The sequence below is a fragment of the Psychrobacillus sp. PGGUH221 genome (genome assembly GCF_042055255.1).
Taxonomy (GTDB): Bacteria; Bacillota; Bacilli; order Bacillales_A; family Planococcaceae; genus Psychrobacillus.
This window is the reverse complement of sequence record NZ_JAQMHQ010000001.1, coordinates 230,556-242,488: the sequence shown is the minus strand read 5'-3', so window position 1 is coordinate 242,488 and position 11,933 is coordinate 230,556. Positions and strand designations below refer to the sequence as shown.

Sequence of the window (11,933 nt, the reverse complement as noted above, 5' to 3'; positions counted from 1 at the left end):
ACTTCTTTTATTTTTCGCTACTTTAATTGTTTTCTGGGAAGTTTACATGTAAAGGAGGTGGAACTAACCAACCTTTACTTTTGTTTAGTCTAAGTACTTTAGCTCCAAATTGAGCTTTATTTGCATGGAATTGTCCATACATCATTCCTATATCTTCTCTAATAGACATTCCCATCGCCTGGCTACAAGCAACTAATCCAGCAGCAACATTCATAGCTAATGAAGCACTTATTTCCGGATCATTGAATCTAGCTCCTACAGGAATGTCTTCCAATCGTGCAACTGGGCGAGCTGGAGGAGCTGGGGGAAGACCAATTGCATTTACTTTTAGTATTCTATCTAATTGCTTGTTTTCCTCTTCCATACCCTGAATAGCTTCTTCGACTAACTTTTTTAGGTCATCATCACCGGTATGATTATAAAATGTTTGGTAGGCTGCTATTAACCCGTTGTTGGTAGCAAGATTTGTCCAAATTCCGAAAACCTCACCGTAATGTAATGGTTCATCTTTAGGATTACCACTTAAAATACCCATTGTTCCTCTCCTTATTGAAAAAAGATTCATGAATTTCTTCACGTTTATTTATTATGTGAAGAATCAGTAAAACTATTCGAAAGAAAGAAAAAGACAAGATTCCAAATAAATTAGAATCTCGTCAAAATAATTATTATGATAGTTTATTTAAAAAGAATAAGGCCAATGTACCGGGACCAACATGAGCTCCTATAGTAGAACCAATGCGATGAATTTCAATACTTTTCGGATGGAACTGTTCTTCTATTAACTGTTTTAGTTCAAGTGCTGTTGCTTCGTCATCTGAGTGACTAATTGCAATAGTTTGTGCAGCTAATGTCTCACCACGTTCACCCATTACTTCGATCATTCGCTTAATAACTTTTTTACGTCCGCGAATTTTTTCAATTGGTACAAGTTTACCATCCTCCACATGAAGAAGAGGTTTAATATTAAGAAGTCCACCAATAAAAGCACTTGCTTTGGAAACTCTTCCGCCTCGTGCCATATAATCTAAGTCTTCTACTGTAAAGAGATGCTCCATATGTTTAGCTGTAAACCTAATTTTTTCTTCTACCATTGATAGGTCTAAGCCCTCATCTCTCAATCGCACTGCTTCTTTTACTAGGAGTCCATAACCGAGAGATGCACATTTTGAGTCAATAATAGTTAATTTTAACTCTGGATATGTTTCTAACAACTGCTCACGCATCATAACTGCTGTACTATATGTTCCAGATAACTCTGAAGAGAACGCAATGTATAATCCTTCTTCACCCGATTTTGCAAGTTCTTCAAATAGTCTTAGAAAAAGTTCAGGTGAGGCTTGTGAAGTTTTTGGCTGTTTCCCAGCGCGAATTGCTGCATACACCTCATTCGAATCAATACCAATCACATCTTCATATTCTTGATCATCAATATGCACTCTAAGTGGTGCTAATACAACATTATGTAGCTCATAAAAAGATTTTGGTAAGTCACTAGCACTATCAGCAAATAATCTCATTTCCATCCCCCTAATTTTAGATATTTAATTTTAATCTATCTTTTAAAAATTCTGCGATACCATCTTCATTATTCGTTAATGTAATTTCATTTGCAATATTCTGAAGTGGTGATATAGCATTTCCCATCGCAACACCAACCCCTGCATATTCAATCATTTCCAAATCATTGTCCTCATCCCCAAATGCGATGATATTTTCTTTTGGAATATTTAAATACTCAGAAACATGTTTTAATCCAACAGCCTTGTTTAAACCGTTACGAATAATTTCAATAACGTCCCAAGGTGCGCCCCAACGACGCTGATCGATTACCTCTGCGTGTACATCTTGTAGATGTTTACGTACTAAGTCGACAGAATCGTCTTCAGCGTGAATAAGTAAACTTGTAGGATCAGTCTTTAAAAAGGTACGTAAATCCCCCGTTGTAATATGTGGATTACCAAGAGCGAACGCAGATATCATTTTTTCATCATGATGATGTAAGTATACATCGTCTAATACTTCTGCCAGCATATTTTTTATCGAATAGTTTTGGACTGCCTCTACTACTTCTTTTACAACATTCAAATCAATTGGTTTATGTACAGTATTCCAAGAAGTGTCCATCGGATGATGAACAAATGCACCATTGAAATTAACGATTGGAGTATTTAATCCTAGTTCTTTATAGTACATTTCACTTGATCTATATGGTCTACCTGTAGCAATCATTACTTCATGACCTTCGTTTTTTGCTTGTAAAATCGTTTTTTTAGTTTTATCTGATATTATTTTTTCATCTGTTAGTAAAGTGCCATCTAAATCCAACACAATTAAGTGACGTTGCATATAAAATTCTCCTTTCCTTCTATTGTAAAGTGTATCCTTTTCATGAATAAACGTCAAAATGAAATAACGGCTCTTTTGTAAATTCCAATTTACTTTGTTAATATAATATTAAATAGGGGAGGCGGTTCTTAAATGATTGTACAATCGGAAACTTGGGGAAATATACCTCTACTTCATATATATAACGAACAGACGAAGATTAATTCTCCAATTATAATCTTTTTACATGGTTTTGAAAGTGCAAAGGAACATAATTTACATTATGCTTACCAACTAGTAAATTCAGGTTGTCGAGTGATATTGCCAGATGCACATTTACATGGCGAAAGAGATGAAAATTTAGATCAAGTAGAAATAAGTCTCCGCTTCTGGGAAACTGTTTTGACTTCTATAGAAGAAGTAGGAAAATTAAAACAGGAATTAAATAATAGAGGCTATGGGAACGAACAAAAAATAGGGATTGCTGGCACGTCCATGGGAGGTATTACAACACTCGGATGCTTAACAGCTTATCCATGGATTGATGCTGCAGCAATAATGATGGGTACACCTGGATATGTTCAATTAGCAAAGGCTCAAATCGAACAATTTGAACTAAAGGGATTTAAAATTCCTTTGAATTCGGAAGAAAAAGATAATATGTTCCAAACATTATCTACTTTCGATGCTTCTATACATATGAAGAATCTAGAAAATAAACCCCTATTCTTTTGGCACGGAGTAAAAGACCAGGTTGTTCCTTTTGAACCGACTGCATATTTTATTGAATCTTATGTAAAACAATTTGGAAATGAAAATTTAGTATTTATAAAAGATAAATCAGCAGGGCATGCAGTTACCCGAAAAGGATTACTTGAAGTAACGAAATGGCTAGCAAACAATTTGGCTTAAAGAACGTAGTTTGTTATGATGAAATAAAGTGTCAGGGAGGTTTTATAAAAATGGATCAAGATATGAAAGACAGTATGATGGGTGCACTAGAAAACGTTATTGACCCTGAGCTCGGTATTGATATTGTCAATTTGGGTTTAGTATATGATGTTGATTTGACAGATGAGGGGCTTGCAACCGTAACAATGACTCTTACTTCCATTGGATGCCCAATGGGTCCAATGATTGTGGATCAAGTAAAAACAGCACTTGGCGAATTACCTGAAGTAAAAGAAACAGAAGTAAATATAGTTTTCAATCCACCATGGTCAAAAGAAAATATGTCTCGATATGCTAAAATTGCATTGGGAATAAGATAATAAGAAAAGCGGAAGCACCTTACGGCGTCTTCCGCTTTTAATCTATTCTGCATATGTGTAACGGACAGTTATCGCATTCAATTTCTTTACGTAAATAGTCCAAATCGTGAATGGTTATTATACCTTTTTTAAAATTAACAATTCCTGATTTTTTTAAATCATTTAACATTCGATTCACAACTTCTCGACTAGTTGCACAAAAATTTGCTAATTCTTGATTAGTTAAGTGATGTTCAATAACGATACTTCCATCTTTTTGAGGAATTCCATACGTATTGGTAAGTCGTATTAAAGTAGAAAAGAGTGCTCCTTTTTTTCCGTGTAACAATAAATCTCTAAATCTCGTTTCATTCTTTAAATGATTTATTTGTACAATTTTCATCCATTCTTTCATAAGGGGAGGGGAAGACGTTAAAAAATTTTCCAGTTGTGTTCTTGAAAGAGCATATATTTGCGTTGGCTCGATAGCGTGTGCAGATACTGCATGATATACAGTTTCACAAAAAACGGATGTTTCACCGATAATACTTTCAGGTCCGGTAATTTTTAAAGTAAATATTCGTCCACTCTCCGAATCCTTCGTAATTCTAACATATCCAGAAACGATATAATACACTTCATCGGATCGTTCTCCTTCATTAAAAATAGGGCGATCCTTTTCAATTTTCATAATGGAACCAAATTGGTCAAATAATGAATTTATACCTTCAAACAAAGGAGTATTCTCGCTCATTAATAATCACAACCTTTCCATCTGTATAACAATAATAGCATATTAACCCTATATACATAGGTAAAATCGCTTTTCTTTACAAATAATAAAAGAAAATATTATAATTATATTAGTCAAAAAAGGTCAAACTATTTCAAAAGGAGATGGTTGGGTATGCAAATGAAACAACAGGATGAAAAAAGTCCATTAGAAACTTATGGACGCAATTTAGTGACCGCAGTAAAAGAAGGAAAAATGGACCCTGTTATCGGAAGAGATCAAGAAATACGGGATGTTATTCGTATATTATCTAGAAAAACAAAAAATAATCCTGTCCTAATTGGAGAGCCAGGTGTTGGAAAAACTGCAATTGTGGAAGGTTTGGCGCAACGAATTGTACGAAAAGATGTACCGGAAGGACTAAAAGAAAAAGAAATTTTTGAGCTAGATATGAGTTCTTTAATAGCAGGTGCAAAATATCGCGGAGAATTTGAAGAGCGTTTACAAGCTGTTTTGAAGCAAGTTAAAGAAAGTGATGGACAAATTATATTATTTATAGATGAAATCCATACAATAGTAGGTGCTGGAAAATCTGACGGTGCAATGGATGCGGGGAACATGCTAAAACCAATGCTTGCTCGTGGAGAATTACATTGTATCGGAGCAACCACTTTAGATGAATACCGCCTGTATATTGAAAAGGATCCAGCACTTGAAAGAAGATTTCAACAAGTGCTTGTTCGAGAGCCTTCTGTCGAAGATACAGTATCCATTTTACGTGGATTGAAAGAGCGCTTTGAATTACATCATGGTGTGCGCATTCATGATAGAGCTATTATAGCAGCTGCGGAATTATCAAATAGATACATTACAGAACGTTTTTTACCCGACAAAGCAATCGATTTAGTAGATGAAGCATGTGCAATGATTCGAACAGAAATTGATTCAATGCCCCAAGAGCTAGATGAAGTAACACGAAAAATGATGCAGCTTCAAATTGAAGAACAAGCCTTAATGAAAGAAAAAGATGCTGCCAGTCAAAAAAGACTTGAACAGTTACGCCAAGACCTATTGGAATTAGAACAATCTACAAGTGACATGCGAAACAAATGGAAACAGGAAAAAGAATCTATTCAGGTCATTCAACAAAAAAGAGAAGAACTAGATCGATTTAGAAGAGAACTGGAAGAAGCAGAAAATAAATATGATTTAAACAAGGCAGCTGAGCTACGGCATGGGAAAATACCTTCATTAGAAAAAGAATTGCAACGATATGAACAACAAATTAATGATCAATCTGATGTTCGCTTGTTACGTGAAGAAGTCACTTCAGAAGAAATTGCTTCTATTGTATCAAGATGGACAGGAATTCCAGTAACGAAATTGGTCGAAGGAGAAAGAGAAAAACTCCTTCGTTTAAAAGAGACACTTGGTGAAAGAGTTATTGGACAAGATCAAGCAGTGCAATTAGTAACTGAAGCGGTTTGGCGTGCAAGAGCAGGTATAAAGGATCCTAAAAAACCAATTGGTTCCTTCTTATTTTTAGGTCCAACAGGTGTAGGGAAAACGGAACTTGCTAAATCGTTGGCTGCGAACCTGTTTGATTCGGAAGAGCATTTTATACGTATCGATATGTCTGAATATATGGAGAAACATAGTGTTTCTCGTTTAGTTGGAGCACCTCCAGGATATATTGGGTACGAAGAAGGTGGCCAATTAACAGAAGCAGTTCGTCGAAATCCATATTCTGTCGTACTATTAGATGAAATAGAAAAAGCTCATCCAGATGTAGCGAATATATTATTACAACTAATGGATGATGGACGTATTACAGATAGCCAAGGAAGAATAGTTAATTTTACAAATACGGTAGTTATCCTAACTTCTAATATTGGTTCACAATATCTTGGAAATACAACTGGAGTCATCGGGGAAGAAGAAGAAAGTCTTGTAATGGCAGCGTTAAGGGACCATTTTAAACCTGAGTTATTAAACCGCTTAGATGACATTATCATGTTCCATTCTTTAACTATTCATCATTTTGAAAAAATCACTGAAAAATATGTAAAACAGCTACAAAATCGTGTTCAAGAACAAGAGATCAATTTACAAGTAAATCATGAAGTGATTAAGTGGATCGTGGAAGAAGGTACAGACGCAGCTTTCGGAGCAAGACCGTTGAAACGTTTTATACAAAGAAATTTAGAAACTGCTGTTGCAAAATTATTAATCGCTGGTACTGTTCTTCCAGGAAGTACAATTGTAGCAACCATTGAAGATAATCAATTAATGATTAAATAAGAAAACAGCTCCCATATTTTGGGAGCTGTTTTTATTGGTTTAAAGACATTATAACGCATACAACCTGGAATTGCGCTGCCGCACGCCACCATAGTCTAGTAGCAATATAGCTCCAAATTTGCATCTTCAGAAGCATTCAAAATAAATAGAAATTCATATCCTTTAACTGATTCTTATGTTTTTTAAGAGGGTTACGGATAGACAATCGCCATAAAACTACCGAAAAAAGAGGAGGCTCGTGACACAGTCACGAGCCTCCTCTAAAAAAACACGGTAAGCACTATTGTGCTTTTCTTAATGATGTTCTGGTGTTGCTACTGGATCATTTGGAAGGATTGCAGAAATAAGGATAACCAAAATTGCAACCGGGATTGACATGATTAAGCCGTTGTTAAGATCAAATTCTACGTTTTGTACAGAGCTAACAACGTAATTTAACATAGAAACTAGTATTACGGACCATACAAGTGTCATAATATATTTCATTTCATTCACCTCAAGCTATTTTTACTACGTTAATCATATCATAACCCTTCCTAATTCAAAAGAATATTTACGATTTCAAACTATGTTGTTGAAAAATGTTCATATATTCGGTATTATTATTACCAGGTACTAATAATAGATTATAAGAAAAGGGGAACTTTCGTGAATGCTGGAATAATTGGTTTAGGAACTTATTCACCTGAGCATATTTTAACTAATGCAGACCTTGAGAAAAAAGTAGATACATCCGATGAATGGATTAGAACTAGAACTGGTATAGAAGAAAGAAGAATTGCAGGAGAGGAAGAAAACACTTCTCATTTAGCGTATAAAGCAGCAAAAGAAGCAATCGAGAATGCTGGAATATCTCCTGAGCAAATTGGTCTTATTCTTGTTGCAACAGTTACACCTGATCAACCGTTTCCAAGTGTTTCCTCCATGTTGCAATATCAGCTAGGTGCAACAAATGCAGCGGCAATGGATCTGTCTGCAGCTTGTGCAGGATTTATATATGGGTTGGTTACTGCAAAACAATTCGTAGAATCTAATGCATATTCACATGTGTTAGTAGTAGGAGTTGAAAAACTTTCTAAGATAACAGATTGGGAAGATCGTAATACAGCTGTGTTATTTGGTGATGGAGCAGGAGCTGCAGTTGTGAGTAAAGTATCAGAAGGACGAGGAATCTTGTCATTCGAGCTTGGCGCAGATGGTAGTGGTGGTAAGCATTTATACCAAGATGGACCTTATCTTGCTATGAATGGTAGAGAAGTATTTAAGTTTGCCGTTAGACAAATGGGTGAGTCTGCAGTTAATGTAACAGAGAAAGCCGGTTTAACAAAAGAAGACATCGATATGTTAATACCACACCAAGCAAATATTCGTATAATGGATGCTTCAAGAGAAAGATTAGGACTCCCTGTTGAAAAAATGTCTAAAACAATCCATAAGTATGGAAATACATCATCAGCATCTATTCCACTGTCATTAAAAGATGAAGTTAACAATGGGAAAATAAAAGATGACGATATCATAGTGATGGTAGGTTTTGGTGGCGGATTAACTTGGGGTGCTATTACATTAAAGTGGGGAAAATAATAAATGAACTTCGGAAGGATGAATATTCATGACGAAACGTAGAGTAGTAGTAACAGGAATTGGGGCAGTTACTCCGCTTGGAAATGATATAGAAACAACTTGGTCTGGTATTAAAGAAGGTAAATCTGGTGTAGGAATGCTTACACGACTTGACGCAAGTCAGTTCCCAGCAAAAGTAGCAGCTGAAGTAAAAGACTTTGATATTGAGAAATATATTGAGAAAAAAGATGCACGTAAGATGGATCGCTTTACACACTATGCGCTTGCAGCATCTATCATGGCTGTAGAAGATGCTAATTTAACAATTACGGAGGAATTAGGCCTTCGAACTGGGGTTTGGATTGGTTCTGGTATTGGTGGTATGGAAACATACGAAGCACAGTTCCGTGTATTTTTAGAAAAAGGTGCTCGACGTGTTAGCCCGTTTTTTGTACCTATGATGATTCCGGATATGGCAGCAGGTCAAGTTTCAATTCATTTTGGAGCAAAAGCTGTTAATTCCTGTACTGTAACTGCGTGTGCTTCGGGTACAAACTCCATTGGAGATGCATTTAAAGTTATAGAACGTGGAGATGCAGATGTAATGATAACAGGCGGTGCAGAATCCCCAATTACACATATGTCTGTAGCTGGATTTTGTTCAAACACGGCACTTACATTAAATACAGATCCACAAACTGCTTCTAGACCATTTGATGCAAACCGTGATGGATTTGTTATTGGTGAAGGTGCTGGGATTATCATTTTAGAAGAGTATGACCATGCAGTAGCACGCGGAGCAAAAATATATGCTGAAATTATTGGTTATGGATCAACTGGTGATGCACATCATATAACTGCTCCAGCGCCAGAAGGAGAAGGGGCAGCTCGTGCTATGCAACAAGCACTTGAAGATGCTGGAGTTACTCCTGAACAAGTTGATTATATTAATGCGCATGGTACGAGTACACCATATAATGATCAATTCGAAACGATGGCTGTGAAATCTGTTTTCGGTGAACATGCATATAAATTAGCAATGAGTTCTACTAAATCTATGACAGGCCATTTGCTTGGGGCAGCTGGTGGGGTTGAAGCGATATTCACTGTGTTAGCTTTAAAAGAAGGAATATTGCCACCAACGATGAATTTAGAAACACCTGATCCAGAATGTGATTTAGACTATGTTCCAAATGAAGCTAGAGAAGCAAATATTCAATATGCAATGAGCAATTCTTTAGGCTTTGGTGGTCATAATGCATCTATACTTTTCAAAAAATAATTATTAAATTTAATAAAAATTTATAATAATAAATGGTTTTTATTTACAAAAAAATATCTAAAAAAGAGAGTATTTTCCAAGAAAAAATGGAAAATACTCTTTTTGTTTTGACTAAAGAAATTGCATTTGTTTCAACTGTTTAGCAGGTTGAATCATTAAAGTAAGCTCATTATTTTTACCAATTCCATGTCGAAATTTGTAGAATGTAACATTGCTATTTATTCTATTTAAAAATTTTTTACATTAATAAAATGTAATAAAAACTGTTGATAAGATTGAATTAGTAGATAATTTTACATTTTCAAAAAAGAGTAAATTAATGAAATAATTAAAAAAATGTATTGCGATTGTAACAAACCTGTAATAGAATTTACACTTAAGAGTTGAATTAACAGAAAAATTGAAATTTAGGGTTGTGTATACAGTTAAAAAATCCATTTCATTAGTTAACGAAAAATTCCATAGAATAAATCAGGAGCTAAAAGCAGAAGGTTGCCTACATCGAAAGGAGCTTAATGATAATTATGACTGGTGAACTTTTAAAGATTAATGACTTACACACTGGTTTTAGAATCAAAGATACATATTATGATGCAGTTGATGGCGTATCGATTACATTAAAGAAAAATGAGATTCTTGCAATTGTTGGAGAATCCGGATGTGGGAAAAGTACATTAGCAACATCGATTATAGGGCTTCATGACCACATAAAAACTAGAGTACAAGGTGAGATTAATTACAACGGAGTGAACCTAGCGACCCTTGATGAAGAACAATTTAATAAAGTAAGAGGCGAAGAGATAGGGATGATCTTCCAAGATCCATTATCAGCATTAAATCCTCTTATGCGAATTGGAGAACAAATTGAAGAAAGTTTAATATTTCATACAAAAATGACAAAAGAGGTTCGGGATAAACGAGTAATTGAATTACTTAACCAAGTTGGGATTCCTAACCCTGAGCGTGTTGCTAGACAATTTCCTCATCAGCTTTCTGGTGGAATGAGACAAAGGGTTATTATTGCAATTGCCATTTCATGTAAACCAAAAGTAATAATTGCCGATGAACCGACAACTGCATTAGATGTTACGATTCAAGCACAAATACTGGATCTCTTAAAAGATTTACAAGCAGAAACAGAAGCAGGAATTATTTTAATTACACATGATTTAGGTGTTGTAGCAGAAGTAGCCGATCGCGTTGCGGTTATGTATGCAGGTCAAATTATTGAAGAAGCACCTGTGCATGAATTATTCTCAAATCCACAACATCCGTACACAAGATCATTATTCAACTCAATACCGCAAATGAACAGTGAAAATGAAAGGCTACAAGTTATTCAAGGAATGGTGCCATCTCTTATGAAACTTCCACGTAATGGATGTAGGTTTTCTGCACGAATCCCATGGATTCCAGCGATAGCTCATGAAGAAAATCCAACACTTCATGAAATTTCTCCAGGTCATTTAGTTAGATGTACTTGCTGGAAACACTTTCACTTTGAAGGTGAAGAGGGAGGTATAGCAAGATGAGCTTTATGAAAATCAATGATTTACAAGTCCATTATCCTATTAGAGGTGGATTTTTTAATACAGTAATAGACAATGTCTATGCAGTAGATGGGATCAACTTGGAATTTGAAAAAGGAAAAGCCTATGGATTAGTTGGTGAATCTGGTTGTGGTAAATCAACTACTGGTAAAGCGATTATTGGATTAGAAAAAATTACCTCCGGTGAGATTATATATGAGGGAGAGAACGTGACGCATAAGCGTCGAAGTCTAAATTCTTCCTATAATCGAGATATTCAAATGATATTTCAAGATGCACACTCTAGTTTAAATCCTAGGAAACGAGTTCAAGACATTATTGCGGAACCAATTCGAAATTTTTTGAAATTATCTCCAGATGAAGAAAAACGTAAAATCAACGAACTTCTAGCGATAGTTGGTATGAGTGAAGATGTGAAATTAAAATATCCCCATGAGTTTTCGGGAGGACAAAAGCAAAGAATCGGTATAGCCCGAGCGATCTCATGTAATCCCAAATTGATCATAGCAGATGAACCAGTTTCCGCCCTTGATCTTTCTGTGCAGGCTCAAGTTCTTAACTTTATGAAAGATATCCAACAGGAATTTGGACTTAGCTATTTGTTTATATCACATGACTTAGGTGTAGTGAAACATATGTGCGACCATATATCAATTATGTATAAAGGACGTTTTGTTGAGTCTGGAAATCGAAATGATATTTATAATAATCCTCAACATATTTATACAAAGCGTTTATTATCTGCCATACCAGATGTAAATCCGATAGGGCGAGACATACGAAAAAGAGAAAGAATTAAAGTTGAATCAGATTATGTTGTAAACCATAGAAGTTATTACGATGAAAATGGGAAAGTATATGATTTAAAACAATTAAACGAATCACATCAAGTAGCGATGAATGCTCATGAAAAGGGGGGCATTTAA

The 11,933-nt window shown here is 35.3% G+C and carries 12 protein-coding genes; 7 read left to right on the top strand and 5 right to left on the bottom strand.

Features of this window, described 5'->3' with window-relative positions; genetic code table 11:
* Nucleotides 1-22 precede the first annotated feature (22 nt).
* From PGC35_RS01180 to PGC35_RS01170, 3 genes are all read right to left on the bottom strand, one after another.
* Complete coding sequence (locus PGC35_RS01180) at nucleotides 23-535, bottom strand: DUF3231 family protein (RefSeq protein WP_275784804.1); 513 nt, start codon at nucleotides 533-535, stop codon at nucleotides 23-25.
* 133 nt (nucleotides 536-668) lie between these two features.
* The gene (locus PGC35_RS01175; protein WP_056827569.1) at nucleotides 669-1,520 is read right to left on the bottom strand and encodes a DegV family protein; all 852 of its coding nucleotides are present in this window, start codon (nucleotides 1,518-1,520) and stop codon (nucleotides 669-671) included.
* Between the two features lie 16 nt (nucleotides 1,521-1,536).
* Nucleotides 1,537-2,349, bottom strand: a complete 813-nt coding sequence (locus PGC35_RS01170) for a Cof-type HAD-IIB family hydrolase (RefSeq protein WP_056827568.1) — start codon at nucleotides 2,347-2,349, stop codon at nucleotides 1,537-1,539.
* Nucleotides 2,350-2,481: 132 nt separating this feature from the next.
* Here PGC35_RS01170 and PGC35_RS01165 point away from each other — a divergent pair, with 132 nt between their 5' ends.
* Both PGC35_RS01165 and PGC35_RS01160 read left to right on the top strand, forming a co-directional pair.
* Complete coding sequence (locus PGC35_RS01165) at nucleotides 2,482-3,240, top strand: prolyl oligopeptidase family serine peptidase (protein WP_375217851.1); 759 nt, start codon at nucleotides 2,482-2,484, stop codon at nucleotides 3,238-3,240.
* Between the two features lie 50 nt (nucleotides 3,241-3,290).
* Nucleotides 3,291-3,599 (top strand): metal-sulfur cluster assembly factor, encoded by a 309-nt coding sequence (locus tag PGC35_RS01160; protein WP_053590255.1) that lies wholly within the window; start codon nucleotides 3,291-3,293, stop codon nucleotides 3,597-3,599.
* Between the two features lie 37 nt (nucleotides 3,600-3,636).
* Here PGC35_RS01160 and PGC35_RS01155 read toward each other — a convergent pair whose 3' ends face one another.
* Nucleotides 3,637-4,332 carry a Crp/Fnr family transcriptional regulator gene (locus PGC35_RS01155; protein ID WP_375217850.1) on the bottom strand — a complete coding sequence of 232 codons (696 nt, stop codon included), beginning with the start codon at nucleotides 4,330-4,332 and terminating at the stop codon, nucleotides 3,637-3,639.
* A 153-nt stretch (nucleotides 4,333-4,485) separates the two neighbouring features.
* Between PGC35_RS01155 and PGC35_RS01150 the strand changes: the two genes are divergently transcribed.
* Complete coding sequence (locus PGC35_RS01150; protein WP_375217849.1) at nucleotides 4,486-6,612, top strand: ATP-dependent Clp protease ATP-binding subunit; 2,127 nt, start codon at nucleotides 4,486-4,488, stop codon at nucleotides 6,610-6,612.
* 294 nt (nucleotides 6,613-6,906) lie between these two features.
* On the opposite strand, the gene PGC35_RS01145 is transcribed toward PGC35_RS01150, so the two are convergent.
* Nucleotides 6,907-7,098 carry a YjzD family protein gene (locus PGC35_RS01145; protein WP_053590253.1) on the bottom strand — a complete coding sequence of 64 codons (192 nt, stop codon included), beginning with the start codon at nucleotides 7,096-7,098 and terminating at the stop codon, nucleotides 6,907-6,909.
* 162 nt (nucleotides 7,099-7,260) lie between these two features.
* On the opposite strand from PGC35_RS01145, the gene PGC35_RS01140 reads away from it, so the two are divergent.
* From PGC35_RS01140 to PGC35_RS01125, 4 genes are all read left to right on the top strand, one after another.
* Nucleotides 7,261-8,196, top strand: coding sequence for a beta-ketoacyl-ACP synthase III (locus PGC35_RS01140; RefSeq protein ID WP_275784490.1), 936 nt, complete (start codon nucleotides 7,261-7,263; stop codon nucleotides 8,194-8,196).
* 28 nt (nucleotides 8,197-8,224) lie between these two features.
* Nucleotides 8,225-9,457 (top strand): beta-ketoacyl-ACP synthase II, encoded by a 1,233-nt coding sequence (gene fabF, locus PGC35_RS01135; RefSeq protein WP_053590251.1) that lies wholly within the window; start codon nucleotides 8,225-8,227, stop codon nucleotides 9,455-9,457.
* 524 nt (nucleotides 9,458-9,981) lie between these two features.
* Nucleotides 9,982-10,989: an ABC transporter ATP-binding protein gene (locus tag PGC35_RS01130; protein WP_269432290.1), complete on the top strand. Its 1,008-nt coding sequence runs from the start codon at nucleotides 9,982-9,984 to the stop codon at nucleotides 10,987-10,989.
* Nucleotides 10,986-11,933: an ATP-binding cassette domain-containing protein gene (locus tag PGC35_RS01125; protein ID WP_053590249.1), complete on the top strand. Its 948-nt coding sequence runs from the start codon at nucleotides 10,986-10,988 to the stop codon at nucleotides 11,931-11,933. The genes PGC35_RS01130 and PGC35_RS01125 overlap by 4 nt, the downstream gene beginning before the upstream one ends.